Below are 21,967 nucleotides of genomic sequence, written 5' to 3'. Positions count from 1 at the left end.
CGATAGTCAAGGTTTGGAGTCGTTAATAGGTTCACCAGTGACGTTTTCCTCAGATGTACGACATGTCCGTCGTACTCAAAAAACCGACAGGAATCTGTCGGTTTTATACCGTTACATTACTTTCGTCCGTTTTTCATTTGACGTAATAATTGAACAACTGGAATGAGTAAGGCGATTAGTTTTATAACATCTGTAATTTTAAATGTTTGATGTTTCTCTTTTGTTTTTAAGGTAACTTTTTTTGACATAAAACTTCCTTTCTTTCCACTTACTAGAGTAAGAGACCATGTCCCCTGCCGGAATCGAACCAGCAACGACTCCTTAGGAGGGAGTTGTTATATCCATTTAACTAAGGAGACCAAGTAAGTCTATTTTACCTTAGTCCTCATCTTGTTGCAAGTTTTTGTGACCTTATTTTTTGACCTCTTCTCGATATTTTTCCATTTTCTTTTTGAAAATTTCACCGTTACTAGGCGGGGTATAAGTCACCGCATTTGCTCCCGCAGCTATCACTTCTAAAATCGTTTGATCAGTTGGGCCTCCTGTTGCCATGATAGGAATATCTGGATAGGCTTTTCGAATTTTTTGAACGATTTCGACGGTCTTCAAACCTCCACTGACATTTAAAATATCCACACCTGCTGCCAATCGTGAAGCAATATCTGCTGTTTCAGTCACAACAGTGTAAACAATTGGGACGTCTACTACCCTATTAATTTTTCGAATGGTTTCTGGGCTTGTTGGACCATTAACAACGACTGACATAGCCCCTTCTGCTTCTGAAAACAGACTCATATTAGCTGAACGTTGACCAGTGGTTAATCCACCACCAACACCTGCAAAAACAGGGACTTGTGATACTAGCATAATCCCTTTCAAAACTGCTGTACTTGGGGTGAATGGGTAAACCGCTAAAACCGCATCTGCATTATTATTGGCAATAATCGCAATATCTGTGGTAAAAATAACTGATTTTATGTTACGACCATAAATCTCAATCCCTGAACACTGATTAATAACTGAAGGTATTTCAACGATTTCTTGTCGCAACTCAGATTTGACGGAAGGGACGATTTGTTTCATTTGTCAACTCTTTCTAATCCTAAGATAAAAAAACCCTTCCTAAAAGGAAGAGTAGAAATTCGTGCTAATGGCATTCGGTCAAAAGAATTGAAAAAGTATTCTCTCCTTGTATGCAAACATACTTCAAAGAACTCCTATTTCCAGTTACCTTATGACCTGAATAGTACTTGGTCTAAATCACTTTTAGAAAAGAACAAATTGTCTATGTCTAAAAACATAGTATCAATCCATTACTCTCTACCGTCATTTTAAGACCCTTGTAGCTTAGATTAACGACGGATTTCTTTAATACGTGCAGCTTTACCTTGCAATGCGCGTAGGTAGTAAAGTTTAGCACGACGAACGCGACCGTGACGAGTCACTTCGATTTTTTCAACACGTGGTGTGTGGATTGGGAAAGTACGTTCAACCCCGATACCACCAGAGATTTTACGAACAGTATACATTTCTGAAATCCCTTGACCTTTGCGTGAAATAACAACACCTTCAAAAATCTGAACACGTTCACGGTTACCTTCGACAACTTTCGCGTGTACGCGAACAGTGTCACCAGCGCGGAATTCAGGAATATCAGTACGAAGTTGACTTTCAGTCAAACTTTGGATTAATGGATTCATTTCTTATTCTCCTTATCTTACCAATCATAAGTGCTTGTCTCAGCGGATTAGCCGTATTTCGTGCGTCCATTACACACAAAAGATATCATATCATTTCTTAAACCATTTGTAAAGTATCATAGCAAATTGTATGTATCTGAATTTTTTGGAAAAATCAAGGAGCCCTTGTCGCCTAGGAGAACGTTAGGTCCTTTACCCGAATAAAGATCCTAAAAATAACGATTTTTAGTGGCAATCGCCTATTTGTCTACTTAGGTTTACTTAACCTTCGTCATTTCCCATTTTTCTGACCTGAGTTATGGGCACAAATAAAGGGGCTTCGTGCGACGATACTTCGCATGACCCGCACTAAACCGATTCCTCTCGTATAGGGCATACCGCTTGCGCCATTCCCCGGAGAAGAACTCCTCTAACTTGGTCAATGCGTTCATAAAATCATGCGAGCCATGGCATATATACCTTTTAACGACCAGTACATCCATTGATATTTCATTCTGTACGTCACTTTTCGATGCTGGCTCTCAACCACTCCAATCCATCTCGACGATAACCCACGTAATATTGGTGGCTTTGTATCTTTAAAATTTCTAAGCAGTTTACTGATACAGCCATCTCTTCTTCAGAAGCAATCAGTGATTCAACACTGTCCATAACAGTTACACCAATAACTTGTTATGCGTTTGAATCGCCTTAAAAGCTCGCCTCGTGTCCTTTTTGTCATTGTTCGAATTGGTTATCAGGGTTGGCACATCGTCGCAGAGTTTTTCTCATCATAGGTGGCTATTCTCTCTAAAAAACACTCTTTACGAGCACGATCCATCTCATGGACAAAAGCTGTTTCATCAAAATATAATCTCACTCCTTTATTTTACAGGAGTGAAAATAGTTTTTAGACAGGTTCAACAAAAAACAGATGGAAGAACAAAGAAGCTATTGTTCTCATCTGCCATCTGTTATATTACATGCTATATCTATACTAAAGGCTTAAAATCATTCCTCATCATCTTCGTCATAGAAATCGAATTTATCCTTTTCCCAAAACAAGGAATTGGCTTCAATAATACGATGAATAGCATCCGAACTTCGGTTAAACCCCAAATAAGCGTAGTAATCCAATGCAAAATTAACCCATAAATCAGGGTGTTCAAAACTCACCCATATTTCTTCCCGTAAAGCCAAACGAGATAATATTAAAAATTGTTCAATGGTGACAGTAGCACCAACTTCCACCGGAAAACCTAAATAGGTCCAATCAGTATCATACTTATCTAATTGAGCGATTTGAAAAGAGTCAACATCCAACAATTTAGCAACTTCTTCCAAAGTCTTTAGGTACTGGCTCTCTACACGCTCATACTCCTCAAGCGTCACCAGAACACCTTCACAAACTTTACCGACATCCCAAATAGACGTCCAATCATCTCTCAGGTAATGGCCAAGCTCATTACGGTATTTGATATCATACTTTGAAAAACGTATTCGATATTTCACACTGTTACTCCATTCTAAAGATAAGGTGATTCTCGGTCTTCCCAAAAAAGCTGATGTTTTTTAATAATAGCTTTTACTCTCTCCTTATCCCCATCAAAATAGAGATAAGCGTAGTAGTCGTAGCCAAAATGGAATTCCAAATGGGGATTGATAAGTTTACACCATATTTTCTCTCTAAGCATTAACTGTATGCAGGAAAGAGCTTCTTCCAACGTTAATGTATGACCCTCTTCCAAAAAAGGATAAGTCATCAATACCTCACTACTGATGACTTCCAAAAAAGATATGTGAAACTCCGAAAGGGACATCATCTTAGCGACATCTCTAAAAACAGCCAAATAGCGTTCCTCAACCCTTTCATAGGCTATTTGAGTTAGCTCTTGCCCCAAAAACGTCTGTCCAATATCTCTCACACTACTCCAGTCCCTACTAAAACCATACCGTTTTTTATCTCGGCGACTTATCTCATCGTGCTTGGAAAAACGAAGTGACGTCATCCTAGGGCTAGCGATAACTAGAGAGTATAGGTACCTAGACCCATTCATCTCATGGTAATCGTTAATATAGTGTAAACTCTTCTGAACGGATGCTTTCCAATCATCTCCTTGATAACTCCAGCCATCATAGGTCCAAGAAACTTTACCCTTTCTAAAATGATAAACATCTCCTCCCAAAATAAGCAATTTGTGTTTCTTTACGCTGGCAATAACTTCTAAAATATCATTATAATCCCAAGCAAGCACATTAAGGTATAAGGCTTTTAAATCACAACCTCTCTGAGATAAGTCACTTGATAATATCATGTTATAGTCAATCATAATCTGTCTCTTGGTGTTTTTGATTAGACACAAAAAAATGAGAAAAGTATCAATCTTTCTTAGACAATTCGTCCAAGTTGAGTGTCTCATCTGGACAATTCACATCTAGAATATACTTGTTTTTTTCCTTTTCGTCAGTCACTATTTTAATGTTCCATCTTGGATGAAATATTAGGGTTGACCCTTTTAATTCGATAGCTAGATGAATATCGCCGTAATTTTCTGATATAAATACTAATCTATTTTGTTTTTCATCAAAAACACAGTCCATAATCGGATTATACTCAAACTCAAAATATGATAATTTAATTGTTTTCAATGTTATCTTCTCTTTCTTTGTAATTATACTTGCGCCACTATCTAGTGAGTCTACTCACAATTTCAATTTAAATTTTCATAACTAACAGTAATTTTTAAAACATTACAGTTTGAAAAACCGAATCGATACTTCAACTTGTTACCCCCTCTCTAAAAAATATAAAGTGACACACTTTCCTCCCAAAATAAGCAATTTGTGTTTCTTGACGGTAGTAATAGCTTCTAAAAATTTGTAGAATTAACATCTAGAATATATTTATTTGGGTGTTTTTCGTCAATCACTATTTTAATGTTCCATCTTGGATGAAATATTAAGGTTGACCCTTTTAATTCGATAGCTAGGTGAACATCGCCGTAATTTTCTGATACAAAAACTAATCTATTTTGCTTTTCATCAAAGACACAATCCATAATCGGATTATACTCAAATTCGAAACCTGATAACTTAATGTTTTTCATCTTTAGCTCCTTTTAATCTGCAATAATATTTCCATCTTTGTCTAGTGAGCCAATTCGACGGCCATCTTTTTTCAACTCCCACCGACGACCACCATGTTGAGCAGTATCTTTTGCTACAGTCTATCTACCATGTTAAAAAGTTATTATCATCATTTGGTTGAGAAATTATACCAACAGTAGACTTTAATTGATCAGCATATTGGATGCGAAGTATTTGGTCTGTTTCAACTTTAGGAATAGTTGAAACCGCTTCACCGATATTATAACAAAATTTCACGAGCAAAGTACATTGACATTTTCTTCATGCGTTTGTTGTGCCGATTATAAATCTTTTGCTATAGAATGTTTCTGCAGTGGATAAATAGACGGTAAAAATTGTAGACAGCTAACAATAACCAAGACGATGAAAGCATAAGGCGTATTAGCAAAACCAAAAACTTCTCCCATGATTAAGAGCGGACCTAAAATAGTATTGGTGGCACTGGCAAATACAGCAACGTAGCCAAGGGCAGCCAACAACTCTATCGGCAATCCTAAAGTGAGTGCTAAAACTACTCCAAAACTAGCGCCAATTGAAAATAAAGGCGTTACTTCTCCTCCTTGAAAACCTAATGAAATAGTCACAACCGTTAAGAATAACTTCAAAATCCAATCATAAACGTAAATCTTATTACCTAAAAAACTAGCCTCAATAAGGTTAGTACCTAGTCCAGAATAGCGCCCGTGTTCCAAGATAAGGAAAATAAGAGATAATATCAATCCTCCGATAGCAATTTTGAGATATGGATTCGGTGCTATCTTAGCCAGTTTCCCTTTAAGAAAAAGCAAGCTGATGGCGAATAATTTTCCGACTAAGGCAAAGAAAAGACCTGCAAGCAGTAACTTTCCAACTGTTAGAAAATCCAGTGACACATCTGATTGAATCAGATGATTGAATTTCTCCAACCCTAGTGAATAACTGGTCTGACTAGCTATGAAAGCTGCTGTAAAAACGGGCAAAAAAAGATGAAATCGTATTTTTCCAATAACTAAGATTTCCAAAGCAAAGAAAGTCGCTGCCATTGGTGTCTGAAAAAGCCCACCGAATCCTGCCGCCATACCAATCACTAGAAGTTCTTTACTATAATCTTTCAAAAAACGAAGGGCTGTTAGTGTCGTTGCGATGGTCGCTCCAAGCTGGACAGCCACACCTTCGCGACCTGCTGAACCTCCAAAAAGGTGGGTTAACCAAGTGGTCAAAATGACTAGTGGTACCAACCGCTTAGGAATTTTCTTTCGCTGACCATGTTCAACTTCAAAGACCAGACCCATGCCTTTGATACTGTCATCCCCAAAACGCTGATATAAAAAGACAATCAAAAGCCCTGCCAAACCTAAAAATGGAATGGTCAAATAAGGGAATTGCACCCTTATGTTGGAGACAAATAGTAAGATTCCACCAAAAAGTGCATCTAGTATACCAGCCAATACCCCAATCAGTAGCGCAGCGATTTCTAAATTGAGCAAATGTCGGTAATAATGACCTTGTAGTTTCATCGAATTTCCTTTCTAAATACTAACAAAAAAGCCAATGAGACTACGACAAAAACGTAGACATCATCAGCATTTCAGCGGTTTGAATTCCTCTAGGGAGACAATCATTCTGAATTTTTACTTAACTTACACGCGCAGATAGCTCTTCTGCAAAACGTTCTAAGTTTTCAATATCCTCATCGTCTGCAGCCAAATCAACCTTGACAGATTCAGCACCCTTTGTGGCACCCGTTAGGGCGAATTGCTTGTCAAAGTCATCCACGCAGGTACAGAAATCATCATAGAAAGTATCTCCAGAACCTGCACAACCATAAACCTTTCCTGACAAATCAAGATCAGCTAATTCTTCATAAAAATCAACGATTTCATCCGGCAATTCACCATCGTCATAGGTATAGGTCACAACGATACAGATGTCAGCGTCCTCAAAGTCGCTGGCTTCAACCATGGTACACTCATCCATCTCAACCGTGTGTCCCAACTCTTCTAGCTTATTAGTAATAATATCTGCTAGTTCTTCATTATTACCTGTCATACTGGCATAAACCACTTTTGCTAAGGCCATATTTTCCTCCGTGTCATTATATCTTTGGTTATTGTATCATATTTTCTAATTTACTCGCAAATCTATTTCATCATAAGGGTAATTTCTTGAAATCACTTTTTATTTTTGCTAGGCTTTAGACAACACGTTTAAGGAGGTCCGACATGACTGATTATCACTTACCAGAAGTCTGGCAAGAACCCAAAGAGTACTCAGGGCTTAACCGTCCTACTGCCGGTAGCCGTTTTGAGCAAAACCTACCTCGTGGTGAAAAACCTTTCCAAGTTTATTCGCTAGGTACACCAAACGGCATCAAGGTTGCTATCATGTTTGAAGAATTGAAAGCGCTTGGTGTGGACGTAGATTACGATATGTTCAAAATCGATATTTCTTCAGGTGACCAATTTGGCTCTGATTTTGTTGCTATCAATCCAAACTCTAAGATTCCTGCTATGCTGGATTTAAGCGAAAAACAAGAAATCAAGATTTTCGAATCTGCTAATATCTTGCTTTATTTGGCGGAAAAATTCCAAAAGTTAATCCCTTCATCACACCAAGAGCGTACTGAAGTCCTCAACTGGCTCTTCTGGCAAACCGGTGCTGCGCCATTTCTTGGAGGCGGTTTTGGTCACTTCTTCCACTATGCGCCGGAAAAAATCAAATATGCCATCGATCGCTACACCATGGAAACAAAACGTCAGCTTGATCTTTTGGATAAAGAACTTGCTCACAAACCTTACATCTCAGGCGATGACTACACTATTGCTGACATTGCTATTTGGTCTTGGTATGGTCGCCTAGCTGATGGCAAACTTTATGATGGTTCTGACGTCTTTCTTGACATTGCTTCTTATCCAAATCTAGTCAAATGGACCAAGAAAATCGCAGAACGTCCAGCTGTTCAGCGTGGACTCAATACCGAATACAAAGCATTGTCTTAAAAAGATTTTAACAAATCATCCCTGTTGCCATATCGTCTAGCACGACTCCTGTCTTTACAATCCACAAAAATAAAAATCGCCACCAAGTTATGACATGTTTATTTGTCTCAAAAAGTTCTGATGATGACAATTTAGGCTATATTGGAGTATTTAAAATCAAATTTCTGCAAAGTGATACTAGATGAAAATCAAAAGCAGACTAGGCGACGCCGGTGCAGATAGTAATGAAGTGCCTCAAATCAAATCAACAAGGTCTGCTTTTGATGTTCGAAGAGGATGAAATGATTTATAAAAAATACGAACCAATACATTAACAAGGGGAATGCTTCGAAAGAATTGGGTTTAGGCTCAATTCTTTTTTCGTGTTATAATGGAAGTAGTATTATCTGGGAGGTTTTTCTGATAGATGTGGCAACTAAAAAGTTTTGAGCAATTAAACACTCAAGAATTATTTCAAATCTACAAGACACGTGTAGACATTTTTGTGGTAGAACAAACGTGTGCCTATTCTGAAATCGATGAGCAAGACAAGATAGCTCTTCATCTCTTTCAAATGGATGATTTAGGTCAAATTAAAGCCTACTGCCGACTAATACCTGACCAAAACATTATTAAATTAGGTCGTGTTTTGGTTGCTAAACGACATCGTAAACAAAAGCTAGGGCGTGCATTGGTTGCAGAGGCCATTAAAGTCTGTCACTCTAGATTTCCAAATAAGAACCTTTTTGCCCAAGCTCAAACACACCTATGTCCTTTTTACCAGAGCTTTGGCTTTGAAAAAATCTCAGATTCCTACCTAGAAGACGATATCCCCCACACTGATATGCTATTAAAATTAAAGGAAAAGTAATCATGTTTCAAGATATTTTATCAACCATCAAAAACTACCAAACCATTATCATTCATCGTCATCAAAGACCTGACCCTGATGCTCTTGGTTCACAATTAGGACTTAGGGAAATTCTTCGTCACAATTTTCCAGAAAAAACAGTTTTAGCCACTGGCTTTAATGAACCCAGCCTCTCTTGGATGGCTGAGATGGATACTGTCACTGATGACAACTACACAGGAGCTTTAGTTATCGTCACGGATACAGCCAATCAACCTCGTATAGATGATGAGCGATACCATCAGGGAGATTTTCTCATTAAAATTGACCACCACCCTAATGAAGATATTTACGGTGATATTTCCCATGTTGATACAAAGGCTTCAAGTGCCAGTGAAATCATTACAGAATTCGCTCTTGAAACTCACCTACAATTAACAGAGGAAGCCGCTCGCCTTCTTTATGCCGGTATTGTTGGTGATACTGGGCGCTTTCTTTACCCTGCAACTACCGCTAAAACCATGCGAATTGCAGCTGAACTTAGAGAATTCGATGTAGACTTTGCGAGCATAGCTCGACAAATGGACTCATTTCCCTTTAAAATCGCTAGACTACAAGGCTACATCTTTGATAACTTGGAAATTTCAGATAACGGGGCTGCTCGCGTGACCTTGAGCCAGGAAATTCTTAAAGCCTTTGATGTTACTGAAGCAGAATCTTCTGCCATTGTTGGCACCCCCGGTAAGATTGATAGCGTTCAATCTTGGGCAATCTTTGTCCAACAAGCTGATGGGCAATCTTACCGCGTTCGTATGCGTAGTAAAAGCGTCGTGATTAACACGATTGCTCAAAAACATGATGGAGGCGGTCATCCATTAGCTAGCGGGGCAAATTCCTATAGTTTAGAAGAAAATAACCAAATTTTCCAAGAAATGATTTCTGCTATCGGCAACAAGGAGAATTAAAGTGAACATTTTCAAAAGACTACTCAATAACGAAGTCATTTCCTATCTGATTTTCGGAGTTTTAACAACACTGGTCTACTTGATTGCTCGAACCATTTTATTTTCAATCAGTCATCAGGCAACACTTTCAGCTGTTATGGCTAATGCTATCGCCATTCTTTTCGCCTTTTTTACTAATGATAGCATCGTTTTCAAACAAGAGAAATATGGTTGGCAAAAACGACTTGTTTCATTTGTCGGAGCTAGACTTTTCACCCTGCTCATCGATTTAGCATTAGCGTTCACCCTAGTGGAAAAATTCCCAAGCATTATTGGTCAATTCGTTGCTCACGATTTAGAAAAGGTTAACCTGATTGAATCGCTTATTGCACAAGTGATTATTGTTATTGTTAACTACATCATTAGTAAATTTTTCGTCTTTAAAAACAAGAAAACAAGCTGAGTTAATCAACTTGTTTTTCTTTTTCGTCGTTATTTAAAGTATTCTTAATGAGGCTGATGACATTACCATCACGCGTTTCAAATTCATCCATGTATTTCTTCTGATAGGAAGCATTTAAAATAGCACCAAAAATAATAACTTTAGCAAAGACAGTAAACCAGAGCATGACTGCTAAAATCGTAATAGAACCAAACATTCTAAGATTGTCCAAACGATTCATCATTGAGGTTACATAACGTCCAAAGAGACTGGTCATGGTCATAAAAACTATAGCCGTAAAAACCGTTCCGGGAACAATATACCTTATGTTTCGAATATGAACATTCGGTAAAATATAATACAAAATACCTAAGGCAATAAGAAATACTACCGCCGTAACTGGCTGAGTTAAATTCAACAGCAAATCAAATAATTTAGGATCGAATGAATAATTCGAATAAAGCAGGTGTAAGACAGCTTTACCAAAGGTTGATAAAAGAATCGCTATTGCTAAAAATAAAATCACAACAAGGCTTGATAAGAAGCCAAAAAGATAACCTAATACAATATCGCGATGATCCTGAACGCCGTAAGCCTTGTTAATTGATTTTTGCAAGAAAGTCATACTACGTGACATGGTCCACAAACCAGTTGCAATCGAAATCCACACCAAGCCCGTATTAGGCTCATTGAAAATATTGATGACAATATTAGCCGTGGTTTTATACAATTCTTCTGGTATATTCTCTTGCAAGAAGGCCAATATCTGGTCAGTATTGATATTGATATAAGGAAAGATGTTGGCTAAAAGCACAAAGAAAGGAAATATGGTCAAAAGGAGATAGTATGCTACCGCAATACTGGACAAATCCATCTCCGAGGTTCGAAACAGTTCTAAAAAGTATTTAACAAAATCACTGGATTTTAGTCTTGAAATTAGTTTTTTCACGGAAACTCTCTCTAGTAAGTTCTCTCTTCACCTTGGCTGGTCAAAATAACGGGACCATCTTTAGTAATGACGAACTGATGTTCGTATTGACAAGAGAGTCCCCCATCAAGTGTCTTGTGCGCCCAGCCAGTCTTCATGTCAGTATCAATTTCCCAAGTTCCTGTATTAATCATTGGTTCAATGGTCAAAACCATTCCCTCTTTGAGACGAAGTCCTTTTCCAGCTGTTCCATAATGAGGAACATTTGGCGCTTCGTGCATCGTTGGACCTACCCCGTGGCCAACTAGGTCACGAACAACACCATAACCATGACTTTCAGCGTATTCTTGGATAGCTGCTCCAATGTCACCGATACGATTTCCTACAACAGCCTTCTCAATACCAATATACATAGCTTCTTTGGTGACATCCATCAAGTTTTTAACTTCATCTGAAACGTCACCCACTGCATAAGCCCAGCAAGAATCAGCCAAGCCGCCGGCGTATGGTTCAGTGTATTTCTTCATCTCAGCAACATTATCAAAATCCAATTTTGAAACATCAACAATTGACTTATCTAAAGGCTCACTCAAAACCATATCTACTTTTAGAAGATCGCCATCTTTTAAAATATAATGACGTGGAAAGGCGTGAGCAACTTCATCATTAAGACCACAACAAGTGGCGTAGGGATAGTCCATGAGATGCCCATCAACCCCAATTTGTAAGGGAAGTACATTTTCCTCCTTACAGCGACGACGAACGTACGCTTCAACTTCCCACATATCAACACCGGGCTTGATAATATCTCTCAAGCCGATATGGATACTAGCTAAAAAGTCTCCTGCACGATCCATCGCTTCAATTTCACGCGCTGATTTTAAAGTTATCATTTTTAATTCTCCTACTATTTCATCTTTAAGTCATTTTCGTTGTAATAAGTGCTTTAGCAACCAACTGTCCTTCTGACATCACATCAATATCAAGAGTCATGCTGCGGCGACTTTCTGCAATAATTTTAGGTGTAATCGTCAAGACGTCATCAATTTGCAAAGCCTGTAAAAAGTATAACATCATTTGTTCAATAATGATATTCTTTTGGTGGCGCTTAGTTAAAAGGGACATGGTCGCTTCTTTCAAAACTTCTGTTAAAACACCATAAGCCAATTTATCCGTATTATCAATCATATGTGGCTCAACCACAAACTGAAATTGACCATCTTTTAAGGTCTCTAGATTTGAAACAAACTGCTCACTGTAACTGTGAATGTGAGTTTTAGAAAGATTTTTCAAAGTTTCCATCATATGCCTGCGTGTCACAACACCTAGAAAATCTTTTGATTTATCGACAACAGGAAGCATGTCGAAATCCTCAAAAACCATCTTTTGACTAACAGTGGCTAAGCTAATGTTGGGACTCGTTGTCACTGGTGTTTTTGCCATCACTTTTCGCATCTGCAACTGCTCATATTTCCCAATAACATCTCGCATGCTAACAATACCAACCACACGATTTTTACTATCAATGACAGGAAAGCGCATATGGTTCGTCTTTTTTACCAGATGATGATAGGCAGAGACCAAATCCGTATCCCGTAAATAGCCATACTCATCTTTGTCTAGATAAATCTGCCCAACTGTTTTAATATCCGTCTTTATTCTAACATTTGAAATAGCCTTGTTGATTAAAGTTGCGACGCTAAAGGTATCATAAGCGGTTACCATGACAGGGATAGCCAACTTATCAGCCACAGCTTTTACTTTTTCAGAAATTGGAAAACCACCTGTCACCAAGATAGCATTACCATGCTCTAAAGCCAATAATTGAATGTCATCACGGTCACCTACGATAAGCAGGCCACCAGAAACCAAATAATCTAGGATATTTTCTCGGGTCATTGCCCCAATTGAAAACTTACTGAATTCTTGTGACAAACCCTCTCGACCAGCCACCACTTCCGAATCGCTAATACGAGCAATTTCAGCGAACGTGATTTTCTCAAGACTGATTTTTTTCTTATTCTCAACACGTACAGTTCCGCTTCTTGGTCTAGTCTCAACAATACCTCTGTTTTCAGCCTCTTTAATAGCGCGATAAGCTGTTCCATCACTAACATTCAAGTGATTGGAAATACTGCGGACACTAACGCGTTTGCCAATTCTTAAATTCTCTAAGTAGTCTAGAATTTCCTGATGTTTACTCATAATGATAATCCTCACCTTGCAGTTCTAAACGGGTATACCGTCTCATTTTATGAGTGTAGCGATCACTTCCTTTGAAACGCTCTTTTATTTTGAAACCACAAGCCTCTGCTAAAGCTTGACTTGCTATATTTTCCTCATGGACAATAATATCAATAGTACAAATCTCAAATTCCTTAAAGCAAAGAACAAGCAGTGTCCTAAGGCTCTCTGACATAAAACCTTGATGCCAAAATTCCTCAGACAAAAAATAACTTACCTCTACACGCTTTTGCAAGTCATCTCTATTTTCTAAACGGATACCACCAATAACCTTACTACTTTTCCTGTTAACAATAGCCCATTTCCCTAAAGGTTTCTTAATAAATGATTCTACCAGCAATTCCGCAACTTCCCATCTGGTTTGATACCCTGGATGTATAAAAGTCGTCACACGAGGGTTTAAAACAATTTCTGAAAAATCATCTAAATCTTGATAGGTAAAAGGACGAAAAAATAGCCGTTCTGTTTCAAAAGTGGCAAATTGTGCTAATTTTAATGCTACTGACATATTAAAATTATAGCACAACAGTTGAACTGTTGCTATATCAGAAGGTCAACTTAGCGCTAAAATAAACATTTTTCACAATACTAAGACCTTTTTCTCCTAACAAGCGACTGAAAGAAGCTGTTGGTTCTGTACCAATTAACCATCACAAAAGGCTGAGATTTATAACCTCAACCTTCTCTTATTCTTCAATTAATGTTATATCAGCACCTAGAGTGCGTAGCTTTTCTATGATATTAGAATAACCACGTAGGATGAACTCGATATTTGAAATCTCCGTACGGCCCTGCGCCATCAAACCAGCTATCACAAGAGCAGCACCTGCACGCAAATCAGTTGCTTTTACTTCTGCACCTGTTAGTTGATTTGGCCCATCATAGACAACCTGATCTCCAACAACAGAGATTTTTGCCCCCATACGAGCTAATTCTGGAACGTGATTAACACGCTTTTCATAAATCGTATCAAAAATTGTACCACGCCCTTGTGTTTTCAACAATAATGGCGTCAAAGGTTGCTGTAAATCAGTTGCAAATCCAGGGTAAGGGGAGGTTTTAATAGCAACAGCTTTTAGAGTGCCTTGTTTTTCGACAAAGATAGAATCTTCTTCGACCGTCATACGAACTCCCATTTCTTCCAGTTTAGCAATGAAAGACTCCAAGTGTTCATATAACACATTAGTAATTTTAATACCACCACCTACTGCTGCTGCTAGAGCAATATACGTGCCAGCTTCAATACGGTCTGGAATAACTTGATGACGTGTACCACTTAAACGATCCACACCGTCAATCGTTATCACATCAGTACCTGCCCCACGAACTCGCGCTCCCATATTATTCAATAATGTAGCAACATCAATAATTTCAGGTTCACGAGCCGCATTCTCAATCACTGTACGACCTTGAGCCTTCACCGCTGCAAGCATGGTGTTGATGGTCGCTCCAACAGTCACAGTGTCAAAATAAATATGGGTTCCATGGATACGCTCACCATTTGCAGTTGCCAAGCGCATTGACTCACCTTCATAAGAAATTTTTGCGCCCATCGCTTCAAAGGCTTTTAAATGTAAATCAATCGGACGAGGTCCGAGGTCACACCCACCTGGTAAACCAACAGTAGCCTCATCAAAGCGACCTAAAAGGCTGCCATAGAAATAATAAGAGGCTCGCAAACTATTGATTTTCCCATATGGCATTGGGATATTTTTAACACCGCGAGGATCAATTTCAAGAGTATCATCATAGCGCTTGACGCTAGCTCCCATGATTTCCATGATTTCAACCAAACTATCAACGTCCGAGATAGCAGGTACTCCATCTAAAATCACCACATCATCAGCCAAAATAACAGCTGGAATTAAAGCGACAACACTATTTTTGGCACCAGAAACGGCCACCTCACCTTGAAGAGGTTTCCCTCCATTAATAACAATTTTACGCATAAACTAATACTTTCTTAACTAATACATGAATTCAACCCCTCCATTCTATCATAAATTTAGGAAGCTGCCAAATTCAAGGATTTTGAGAATCATTCCCGTTGCCATGAGTGTCTTCCCCTTCTCAAACGGCATGTTGGCTGTGTTATCAGTTCATCTGTTTTGGGTGTTGTGAGACTGTTTCTAAATCATCAACTTCTTGATTCTCAAAAAGATTAAGTTGTATTATCATTTTCATAGTGAGATCTCGCTAATAGAGGTGAATAGAGGTGTTGCACTACTATTTATAAGGTTTGAATTTTGCGTTGAAGATTACAAAAGGACAAATTGCTACGCATCGTGGCGATTTGTCTTATTATGAGCTTGGTAAAAAACGGTAAGAATGGGCTGATAGACAGCGGAAACGATTGATTTAGTATTTGAATACTCATATAATCAGTTATCCCTTACATTCAGAATTCTTAAGTACCTTATTTTCTTGTGATTTTTTTTTTGAAAATTAGGCTGCGATATGATATAATTTTTGAAATTAAAACAAAATTGGGAGATTATAAATGAATAAAGTTAAGAAAAAAATCTATCGAAACACGCCAGCCTTTACCATGATGGCTTGGGGATCATTTCTTTTCTTTCTCGGTTTGATGTTAATCGGACTATACACCTTGAAAGAACCGCTCATGGTCAAAGGATACTATCTCATGGGATCTGTCGGTCTTGTCTCTTCATCTTTTACTGTTTCTAAAGTCATCCGTGATAACCAAGAGGATGAAGAAAACTACAACACTCTCTTCCAAAACGCTAATCTTCATAATGATGATGCAAAAGAATAAGCTAGAAAAATGCTCTTTTGAATAAGAAGTCATTTGATTCATAGATTATCATTAGTTGGAGATAACAACAGCAAAAACCTATCTTTTAAAACTCTCAGTTTCAAAGGGTAGGCATCACTTCTGAACATTTGAGAAGTTGAAACCTTTCAAGAAGACAGATAATAATTAAACACTTAAAAGCGCTGGTATTGCAACGTTTTTAAGTGTTTTTTTATTTTCAGATATAGTCAAATGAATTAACTTTCAGAACAAGGAGTTGAAACGCAGAACAGTACTTGATACTCTTCGAAAATCAAAACCAGACCTTGCTGACTTAATGTGATGAACGTTAGCTCTATCTGCTATCTGTGTCGCCTAGTCTGCTTTTGATTTTCATTGAGTATGAGTAGGGCAAGTCCAAAGTGACGATATATCAAACTTAATTCAAATGACTGTAAAAAGAAAAAGATTGGAAAAAAGTGCATTTTGAACCTTCTCTCCAATCTATAAAAATCTCGGTTTGTCGTTTACTTGACTGCGTCTTTTAAGGCATCAACTTTATCCAATTTTTCCCACGGAAGATCAATATCCGTACGTCCCATATGACCATAAGCTGCAGTTTGCTTATAGATTGGACGTTTTAAGTCTAACATCTTAATAATACCTGCAGGACGAAGATCAAAAATCTCACGAACAGCTTTTTCCAATGCTGTTTCTGAAACAGTTGATGTTCCAAATGTATCAACACGAACAGATACTGGCTGAGCTACACCGATAGCATAGGCCAATTGTACTTCTGCTTTCTTAGCTAAGCCAGCTGCGACAATATTTTTAGCGATATAGCGGGCTGCGTAGGAAGCTGAACGGTCAACCTTTGTGGCATCTTTTCCGGAGAATGCTCCACCACCGTGACGGCTATAGCCACCGTAGGTATCGACAATAATTTTACGACCAGTCAAGCCAGAATCCCCTTGTGGACCACCGATAACAAAGCGCCCTGTTGGGTTGATGAAGAATTTCGTATCATTATCGAGGTATTGAGCTGGAATAACAGCTTTAATCACTTGATTAATAACATCCTCACGAATCTGCTCATTCGTTGCTTCCGGGCCATGCTGTGTCGAAATAACAACGGTATCAACACGGACAGGTTGGTCATTCTCATCATACTCGACAGTAACTTGTGATTTGGCATCTGGACGCAGATAAGCTATTGCTCCAGATTTACGTAATTCAGCTAATTTACGAACCAATTGATGTGATAAAGAAATCGGTAAAGGCATCAGCTCAGGCGTTTCATCGATAGCAAAACCAAACATGAGCCCTTGATCACCTGCTCCAATAAGGTTCAAATCATCCTTATCTCCTTCACGAACTTCCAAAGCTTCATTTACCCCTTGGGCAATATCAGCTGATTGCTCGACAAGTGACGGATGAACACCCACTGATTCTGCAGCAAAGCCATATTCTGCATTGGTATAACCAATCTCAGCAATAGTATCACGGACCACACGATTAATATCGACATAAGCCGAAGTTGAGATTTCACCGAAAACATGAACGGAACCTGTATAAACAACAGTTTCTGCCGCTACATGAGCATCTGGATCTTGCTCTAACAGAGCATCTAAAATAGCATCTGAAATCTGATCGGCAATCTTATCCGGATGTCCCTCCGAAACTGATTCGGATGTAAAAAGTTTACGTTCTGACATAAAAATGTCCCCCTTAAAAAATGTTTGCTACAGGAAATGTCCTGCGACATGTTACTAGGTTACAAAGAACCAGCTTTGAAATACAGTAAAACTGTACTTCTTTTGGTGTGATAGCCTTTTTCTAGGCTAGGCAGTAAAGGCGTAGACCCTACCAAGTAGGACGAGCCAAACCAAGGATAGATAAAAAAGAAGAATAATCACCAAAAGCTGCCTTATCGGGACTTAATAACGCTTATTATTGTACCATAAATATTGACATTATTAATCTTTTTATCAAAATTCAAGAAAACTACTGACAAGAAGATTGGCATGTACTATACTAAAACTATGAAAACCTACGAAAGTATTTACCAACGCTTATTAGAAGAAGATTTTATCACAGGGGAAACACTGGCTCAGGAACTAACTATATCTAGAGCAGCTGTTTGGAAAGCTATTAAGACTCTTGAGGAAAATGGTATCCATATTGAAGCTGTCAAAAAGAAAGGTTACCGCATTCTTTCCGGTGATCTACTCCTTGCAGATCTTATTTCTAATGAATTGAACATTCCTGTGACTTACTTAACAACTAGTGAATCAACCCAGCAGGATGCTAAAACGGCTGCACTAAATGGCGCACAAGCACCTCACCTTTATCTTGCCCCCAACCAAACAGCAGCTAGAGGAAGACTGGGGCGGCATTTCCACGCGGATAAGAATGGTGGTATTTACATGACTCTCCACCTCAAACCCAATACATCATACGATAGATTACCACCCTATACGGTCCTTGTAGCGTCTAGTATTGTCAAAGCCATTTCAAGATTAACCAAGAAATCTCCAGACATCAAATGGGTTAATGATATTTTCTTAGATGGTAAAAAAATTGCTGGCATCCTTTCAGAAGCTGTCACCTCTGTTGAAACAGGTCAGGTGACTGATGTCTTTATTGGCGTTGGGCTTAATTTTCACATCTCAGAATTCCCTTACGAGTTAAGAGACATTGCTACCTCTCTTTTCACCGAAAATCCAAGTATCACACGCAATGATTTGATTTGCGAAATTTGGAAATTATTCTTTGAAATCCCAGAGTACGACCACATCAAAGTTTATAAAGAAAAATCACTTGTTTTAAACAAACAAGTGACTTATGAAAAAGACGGCCAATCAATTACAGCTAAAGTCTTAGATATTACTGACCAAGGGCACTTGGTTTTAGAAACCAATGATGGTCAAGAATTGACTTTAGCTAGTGGTGAAGTTAGTCTTTCTTCTTGGTAATCTGTTCCATCAAACGTTTTGTAAAGCGAGAAACCAACTGGACACGACGCAGATTTCTTAAAAGCATCAGTCCCCAGAAAAAGGCCAGAAGATAGTTCCCACTCATCATGGCTCGATTAAAAAAATAGGTTTCAAGTGCGCAGATTAGTGAAACTACGAAAAATTGTGAATACGGCATAGTGGTATTATAACAAAAAGAAAAAATCTGGGCAAAAATCTTTTCTTATCAACAAGTATTGAAAAAGTAAACGCAGAAATTCATTTTATAACAGTAAAAGAGAAGAACAGTCGCCATGACCGTTCTTCTCTTTTTGTTTAACTTCTTAAATGATAAGGAAACAGAACAAATTCCAGACAAACTCTCTACATGCTAGAGAAATTTAAAATATAAGATTTTATTTTTAATAAACGAGATCTGAAAAATACTGATTTATACCCAATGAAAATCACAATTAGACGAAACAATGCCGATGCAGATAAAACTGACGAGCTGACGTTCATCACATCAAGTCAACAAGGCCTAAAATTGATTTTCGAAGAGTATTATAGTCAAATAAATGAACTGTCAGACAAGACACGGAAGACACAGGCAGTACTTTTGAGTAGAGCAAGTCAAAAGTGACCATGTACCAAAGTTAATTCAGACTATAGCGAGATTTCTGAGAGTTTTTCTTTCCCTAAGGAAGCTAAAACGGTTGAAGAAAATTGCCCAAAATGAGCTTTTGTTTCAACCTAAACAGTTGATATATAACTAAATCTTATTAATGGTATAGATTTTTAGATCTAATTTTAATTGAGAACTTAGTTTGAAAAACGATGTTGCATCTTAATCTTCTACTGTCGAAATTTTGTCTGATAAAAAGCTAAATGCTTCTGGAATAGTCGTTTGCGGCTCCTCGGTCTCATTTGTTTCTTTAGCAGACTTCATTCGTTTGGCGAATTCTGTTCGGATACTGTTGAAATCTGATTTTGGAACAGCCATAATATTGGGAGAAAAGCCGGCTGCTTTACTCATGATATTTCCAAAAATATCATTTAAATCAGTGCGTTTCATGACTTGTTCTGCGTTGAAGGCCGCATCAAAAGCTAAGATGGCATTTTCACTGTTAGCCAAAACTGGCTCAGAACCCAGTAATAAGGCACGATTCTGCGGTGTAATGGAATCTAAAATCTCGTTCCAAGATGTTTTCAAAGCTTCTAAATACTGGCGCGATTTTTCAGAATCCTCAACTGTTTCCTGCATAATGGTCATGATTTTGTCACGATCCACTTTGAAGCGTGTCATGCGTTTAACTGGTCTAGTCTCAGAAACCATGACTGGCTGATTTGCTTTTTCAGCCAAGGCTTCTTTTAGCTGTGCAATTTCATTTTTCATTTCCTGAAATTGCTGCCAAACATCATCTGGTAAATTGGTTTTTTGAGTTCCTTTGGCAACTTTTTCAGATAAACGAATGGTTAACATTTCAGCGTAAATTTTGGGGTGGGTTCCCTGCTTGATTTGTTGCAAACCGTCTGTCACAGCATCAATCATGTCAAAAATAGTTTGTGCTTCCAAAGCTAAATTAGCTTCAAAAACAGGACTCGTATGCGTATTTTCACCACCTGATTGGACAATCAAAAGATCTCTCAAATATTGCAACAAATCTGTCACGAAACGACTCATGCTTTTGCCTTGGTCAAAAATAATTTCCAAATGGTTTAATGCTGCAGCTGTGTCGCTAATCATCAAACTTTCAACATAGGCATCCAAACTGGCTAGACTGATTGAGCCTGTGATTTCTTCAGCGATTTCCCGAGAAACACCTTGGTCAGTCGATAAAGATAGAGCCTGATCTAAAATCGACAAAGCGTCCCGCATTCCTCCCTCAGCTCTACGAGCAATAAGGGTCAAAGCATCTTTATCATAGGGAACGGACTCTTTTTCTAAAACAAAAGCCATATGCTGATAAATATCAGCCAACTTGATGGCTTTAAATTCAAAGCGCTGTACGCGTGATAAGATAGTCGCTGGAATTTTGTGCAGTTCCGTTGTTGCCAAGATAAAAACCACATTTTCTGTTGGTTCTTCTAAAGTTTTTAACAGGGCATTGAAGGCGCCTGTGGATAGCATGTGAACCTCATCAATGATGTAAACCTTGTAGGTTGCTCGACTTGATGCGTAAGTTGATTTGTCACGAATGTCACGGATTTCATCAACACCATTATTTGAAGCTGCATCAATTTCGATGACATCGTCGAGACTACCCTTGGTAATATCACGACAAATATCGCACTGGTTACATGGCTCTCCATCAACCTGATTGGGGCAGTTCATGGCTTTGGCAAAAATTTTGGCTGCACTGGTTTTTCCAGTTCCACGTGGACCAGAAAACAGATAGGCATGGCTAATTTTACCCGAAGCAACAGCTTTTTTTAAAGTTGTCGAAATGACCGTCTGCCCAACCATATCATCAAAGCGTTGGCTACGGTATTTGCGATAAAGGGCTTGATACATTAATCCTCTACTCCAAACATTTGGAAATTAAAACGTGTTTTTTCAAGCAAAATAGCGACAAATTTTTCCAAGTATTCTTGATCAAGCGCATCATAATCGCCAACGACACTAGAATCCAAATCAAGAACACCCACCAATTTGCCTTCTTTCACCATAGGCACAACAATCTCACTCATAGCTGCAGAATCACAAGAAATATAATTAGCATGCTTTGTGACATCTTCAACAATAAGCGTTTCATTCTTCTCTGCTGATTCACCACAAACGCCCTTACCAAGTGCGATATGGACACAGGAAACATTTCCTTGAAAAGGTCCCAAAATCAACTCCTGACCATCAAAAAGGTAAAAACCTGAAAAAACAGTGTTAGGTAGTGTCGTTCTAATCATTGCTGAAGCATTGGAAAGATTAGCTAAAGCATTGGTTTCATTCGCAAATAGCCCTTGAGCTTGGGCTAAAAGAATCTCGTAATTATCTTTTTTTGTACTTTTATCCATAGTCATTATTATATCATATTTAGAATTTATCTTGATATTCTCCCCTAACTTTAAA

The 21,967-nt window shown here is 38.3% G+C and carries 24 protein-coding genes, 1 tRNA gene and 1 pseudogene; 6 read left to right on the top strand and 20 right to left on the bottom strand.

Annotation, left to right across the window (positions count from 1 at the left end; all coding sequences use genetic code 11):
- Positions 1-116: 116 nt before the first annotated feature.
- The 11 genes and pseudogenes from A3IA_RS13565 to A3IA_RS0108810 form a co-directional block, all read right to left on the bottom strand.
- Positions 117-248 (bottom strand): hypothetical protein, encoded by a 132-nt coding sequence (locus tag A3IA_RS13565; RefSeq protein WP_018380967.1) that lies wholly within the window; start codon positions 246-248, stop codon positions 117-119.
- A 39-nt stretch (positions 249-287) separates the two neighbouring features.
- A tRNA-Arg gene (locus tag A3IA_RS0108855) sits at positions 288-359 on the bottom strand.
- Between the two features lie 52 nt (positions 360-411).
- Positions 412-1,083, bottom strand: coding sequence for a beta/alpha barrel domain-containing protein (locus A3IA_RS0108850; protein WP_018380966.1), 672 nt, complete (start codon positions 1,081-1,083; stop codon positions 412-414).
- 269 nt (positions 1,084-1,352) lie between these two features.
- On the bottom strand, positions 1,353-1,700 hold the full coding sequence (gene rplS, locus A3IA_RS0108845; RefSeq protein ID WP_018380965.1) for a 50S ribosomal protein L19: 348 nt from the start codon (positions 1,698-1,700) through the stop codon (positions 1,353-1,355).
- Positions 1,701-1,996: 296 nt separating this feature from the next.
- Positions 1,997-2,395 (bottom strand): annotated as a pseudogene (locus A3IA_RS13700) (ISLre2 family transposase); the annotation flags it as partial.
- A 295-nt stretch (positions 2,396-2,690) separates the two neighbouring features.
- Positions 2,691-3,191 carry a hypothetical protein gene (locus A3IA_RS0108835; protein ID WP_018380963.1) on the bottom strand — a complete coding sequence of 167 codons (501 nt, stop codon included), beginning with the start codon at positions 3,189-3,191 and terminating at the stop codon, positions 2,691-2,693.
- A gap of 14 nt (positions 3,192-3,205) precedes the next feature.
- Entirely contained in the window at positions 3,206-4,009 is an 804-nt protein-coding gene (gene imm40 / locus A3IA_RS0108830) for an Imm40 family immunity protein (RefSeq protein WP_018380962.1), read from the bottom strand.
- A 49-nt stretch (positions 4,010-4,058) separates the two neighbouring features.
- On the bottom strand, positions 4,059-4,328 hold the full coding sequence (locus A3IA_RS0108825; RefSeq protein ID WP_018380961.1) for a hypothetical protein: 270 nt from the start codon (positions 4,326-4,328) through the stop codon (positions 4,059-4,061).
- A 221-nt stretch (positions 4,329-4,549) separates the two neighbouring features.
- Positions 4,550-4,786 (bottom strand): KH domain-containing protein, encoded by a 237-nt coding sequence (locus A3IA_RS0108820; protein ID WP_018380960.1) that lies wholly within the window; start codon positions 4,784-4,786, stop codon positions 4,550-4,552.
- 321 nt (positions 4,787-5,107) lie between these two features.
- The gene (locus A3IA_RS0108815; RefSeq protein ID WP_018380959.1) at positions 5,108-6,322 is read right to left on the bottom strand and encodes a chloride channel protein; all 1,215 of its coding nucleotides are present in this window, start codon (positions 6,320-6,322) and stop codon (positions 5,108-5,110) included.
- Positions 6,323-6,440: 118 nt separating this feature from the next.
- Entirely contained in the window at positions 6,441-6,884 is a 444-nt protein-coding gene (locus tag A3IA_RS0108810; protein WP_018380958.1) for a flavodoxin, read from the bottom strand.
- A gap of 143 nt (positions 6,885-7,027) precedes the next feature.
- On the opposite strand from A3IA_RS0108810, the gene yghU reads away from it, so the two are divergent.
- The 4 genes from yghU (at position 7,028) to A3IA_RS0108785 (ending at position 10,040) form a co-directional block, all read left to right on the top strand.
- Complete coding sequence (gene yghU, locus A3IA_RS0108805) at positions 7,028-7,804, top strand: glutathione-dependent disulfide-bond oxidoreductase (RefSeq protein ID WP_018380957.1); 777 nt, start codon at positions 7,028-7,030, stop codon at positions 7,802-7,804.
- Positions 7,805-8,210: 406 nt separating this feature from the next.
- Positions 8,211-8,654 (top strand): GNAT family N-acetyltransferase, encoded by a 444-nt coding sequence (locus tag A3IA_RS0108795; RefSeq protein ID WP_018380956.1) that lies wholly within the window; start codon positions 8,211-8,213, stop codon positions 8,652-8,654.
- A gap of 2 nt (positions 8,655-8,656) precedes the next feature.
- The gene (locus A3IA_RS0108790) at positions 8,657-9,598 is read left to right on the top strand and encodes a DHH family phosphoesterase (RefSeq protein WP_018380955.1); all 942 of its coding nucleotides are present in this window, start codon (positions 8,657-8,659) and stop codon (positions 9,596-9,598) included.
- Between the two features lies 1 nt (position 9,599).
- Positions 9,600-10,040, top strand: a complete 441-nt coding sequence (locus tag A3IA_RS0108785) for a GtrA family protein (protein ID WP_018380954.1) — start codon at positions 9,600-9,602, stop codon at positions 10,038-10,040.
- A gap of 1 nt (position 10,041) precedes the next feature.
- Here A3IA_RS0108785 and A3IA_RS0108780 read toward each other — a convergent pair whose 3' ends face one another.
- The 5 genes from A3IA_RS0108780 to A3IA_RS0108760 form a co-directional block, all read right to left on the bottom strand.
- The gene (locus A3IA_RS0108780; RefSeq protein ID WP_018380953.1) at positions 10,042-10,968 is read right to left on the bottom strand and encodes a YihY/virulence factor BrkB family protein; all 927 of its coding nucleotides are present in this window, start codon (positions 10,966-10,968) and stop codon (positions 10,042-10,044) included.
- Positions 10,969-10,979: 11 nt separating this feature from the next.
- On the bottom strand, positions 10,980-11,840 hold the full coding sequence (locus tag A3IA_RS0108775; RefSeq protein ID WP_018380952.1) for a methionyl aminopeptidase: 861 nt from the start codon (positions 11,838-11,840) through the stop codon (positions 10,980-10,982).
- A gap of 25 nt (positions 11,841-11,865) precedes the next feature.
- Complete coding sequence (gene spxR, locus A3IA_RS0108770) at positions 11,866-13,152, bottom strand: CBS-HotDog domain-containing transcription factor SpxR (protein ID WP_018380951.1); 1,287 nt, start codon at positions 13,150-13,152, stop codon at positions 11,866-11,868.
- Positions 13,145-13,699 (bottom strand): GNAT family N-acetyltransferase, encoded by a 555-nt coding sequence (locus tag A3IA_RS0108765; RefSeq protein ID WP_018380950.1) that lies wholly within the window; start codon positions 13,697-13,699, stop codon positions 13,145-13,147. Before A3IA_RS0108765 ends, spxR begins: the two co-directional genes overlap by 8 nt.
- A 178-nt stretch (positions 13,700-13,877) precedes the next feature.
- A complete protein-coding gene (locus A3IA_RS0108760; protein ID WP_018380949.1) occupies positions 13,878-15,140 on the bottom strand; it encodes a UDP-N-acetylglucosamine 1-carboxyvinyltransferase in 1,263 nt (420 codons plus the stop codon).
- A gap of 551 nt (positions 15,141-15,691) precedes the next feature.
- Here A3IA_RS0108760 and A3IA_RS0108755 point away from each other — a divergent pair.
- A complete protein-coding gene (locus A3IA_RS0108755; RefSeq protein WP_018380948.1) occupies positions 15,692-15,967 on the top strand; it encodes a YiaA/YiaB family inner membrane protein in 276 nt (91 codons plus the stop codon).
- Positions 15,968-16,473: 506 nt separating this feature from the next.
- Here the strand turns inward: A3IA_RS0108755 and metK are convergent.
- Positions 16,474-17,661, bottom strand: coding sequence for a methionine adenosyltransferase (metK, locus tag A3IA_RS0108750; protein ID WP_018380947.1), 1,188 nt, complete (start codon positions 17,659-17,661; stop codon positions 16,474-16,476).
- 327 nt (positions 17,662-17,988) lie between these two features.
- On the opposite strand from metK, the gene birA reads away from it, so the two are divergent.
- Positions 17,989-18,921 carry a bifunctional biotin--[acetyl-CoA-carboxylase] ligase/biotin operon repressor BirA gene (gene birA / locus A3IA_RS0108745; protein WP_026217649.1) on the top strand — a complete coding sequence of 311 codons (933 nt, stop codon included), beginning with the start codon at positions 17,989-17,991 and terminating at the stop codon, positions 18,919-18,921.
- On the opposite strand, the gene A3IA_RS12745 is transcribed toward birA, so the two are convergent.
- The 3 genes from A3IA_RS12745 to A3IA_RS0108730 all read right to left on the bottom strand — a co-directional run bounded on the left by A3IA_RS12745 (position 18,902) and on the right by A3IA_RS0108730 (position 21,912).
- Complete coding sequence (locus A3IA_RS12745) at positions 18,902-19,030, bottom strand: DUF3272 family protein (protein WP_242258507.1); 129 nt, start codon at positions 19,028-19,030, stop codon at positions 18,902-18,904. The two genes, birA and A3IA_RS12745, sit on opposite strands and share 20 nt — an antisense overlap.
- A gap of 717 nt (positions 19,031-19,747) precedes the next feature.
- Complete coding sequence (gene dnaX, locus A3IA_RS0108735) at positions 19,748-21,415, bottom strand: DNA polymerase III subunit gamma/tau (RefSeq protein ID WP_018380944.1); 1,668 nt, start codon at positions 21,413-21,415, stop codon at positions 19,748-19,750.
- Positions 21,415-21,912 carry a GAF domain-containing protein gene (locus A3IA_RS0108730; protein WP_026217648.1) on the bottom strand — a complete coding sequence of 166 codons (498 nt, stop codon included), beginning with the start codon at positions 21,910-21,912 and terminating at the stop codon, positions 21,415-21,417. The genes dnaX and A3IA_RS0108730 overlap by 1 nt, the downstream gene beginning before the upstream one ends.
- Positions 21,913-21,967 lie beyond the last annotated feature (55 nt).

The organism is Streptococcus thoraltensis DSM 12221 (genome assembly GCF_000380145.1).
Taxonomy (GTDB): domain Bacteria; phylum Bacillota; class Bacilli; order Lactobacillales; family Streptococcaceae; genus Streptococcus; species Streptococcus thoraltensis.
This window is presented reverse-complemented; position numbering and strand designations above follow the sequence as displayed.

Excerpts from the sequence above, each read along its gene's own strand:
- A3IA_RS0108790 (WP_018380955.1), top strand. The coding sequence starts at position 8,657 with ATGTTTCAAGATATTTTATCAACCATCAAAAACTACCAAACCATTATC.
- rplS (WP_018380965.1), bottom strand. The coding sequence starts at position 1,700 with ATGAATCCATTAATCCAAAGTTTGACTGAAAGTCAACTTCGTACTGAT.
- A3IA_RS0108760 (WP_018380949.1), bottom strand. The coding sequence starts at position 15,140 with ATGCGTAAAATTGTTATTAATGGAGGGAAACCTCTTCAAGGTGAGGTG.
- A3IA_RS0108775 (WP_018380952.1), bottom strand. The coding sequence starts at position 11,840 with ATGATAACTTTAAAATCAGCGCGTGAAATTGAAGCGATGGATCGTGCA.
- yghU (WP_018380957.1), top strand. The coding sequence starts at position 7,028 with ATGACTGATTATCACTTACCAGAAGTCTGGCAAGAACCCAAAGAGTAC.
- birA (WP_026217649.1), top strand. The coding sequence starts at position 17,989 with ATGAAAACCTACGAAAGTATTTACCAACGCTTATTAGAAGAAGATTTT.
- A3IA_RS0108810 (WP_018380958.1), bottom strand. The coding sequence starts at position 6,884 with ATGGCCTTAGCAAAAGTGGTTTATGCCAGTATGACAGGTAATAATGAA.
- spxR (WP_018380951.1), bottom strand. The coding sequence starts at position 13,152 with ATGAGTAAACATCAGGAAATTCTAGACTACTTAGAGAATTTAAGAATT.
- imm40 (WP_018380962.1), bottom strand. The coding sequence starts at position 4,009 with ATGATTGACTATAACATGATATTATCAAGTGACTTATCTCAGAGAGGT.
- A3IA_RS0108815 (WP_018380959.1), bottom strand. The coding sequence starts at position 6,322 with ATGAAACTACAAGGTCATTATTACCGACATTTGCTCAATTTAGAAATC.
- A3IA_RS0108755 (WP_018380948.1), top strand. The coding sequence starts at position 15,692 with ATGAATAAAGTTAAGAAAAAAATCTATCGAAACACGCCAGCCTTTACC.
- metK (WP_018380947.1), bottom strand. The coding sequence starts at position 17,661 with ATGTCAGAACGTAAACTTTTTACATCCGAATCAGTTTCGGAGGGACAT.
- A3IA_RS0108850 (WP_018380966.1), bottom strand. The coding sequence starts at position 1,083 with ATGAAACAAATCGTCCCTTCCGTCAAATCTGAGTTGCGACAAGAAATC.
- A3IA_RS0108730 (WP_026217648.1), bottom strand. The coding sequence starts at position 21,912 with ATGGATAAAAGTACAAAAAAAGATAATTACGAGATTCTTTTAGCCCAA.
- dnaX (WP_018380944.1), bottom strand. The coding sequence starts at position 21,415 with ATGTATCAAGCCCTTTATCGCAAATACCGTAGCCAACGCTTTGATGAT.
- A3IA_RS0108820 (WP_018380960.1), bottom strand. The coding sequence starts at position 4,786 with ATGAAAAACATTAAGTTATCAGGTTTCGAATTTGAGTATAATCCGATT.
- A3IA_RS13565 (WP_018380967.1), bottom strand. The coding sequence starts at position 248 with ATGTCAAAAAAAGTTACCTTAAAAACAAAAGAGAAACATCAAACATTT.
- A3IA_RS0108795 (WP_018380956.1), top strand. The coding sequence starts at position 8,211 with ATGTGGCAACTAAAAAGTTTTGAGCAATTAAACACTCAAGAATTATTT.
- A3IA_RS0108765 (WP_018380950.1), bottom strand. The coding sequence starts at position 13,699 with ATGTCAGTAGCATTAAAATTAGCACAATTTGCCACTTTTGAAACAGAA.
- A3IA_RS12745 (WP_242258507.1), bottom strand. The coding sequence starts at position 19,030 with ATGATGAGTGGGAACTATCTTCTGGCCTTTTTCTGGGGACTGATGCTT.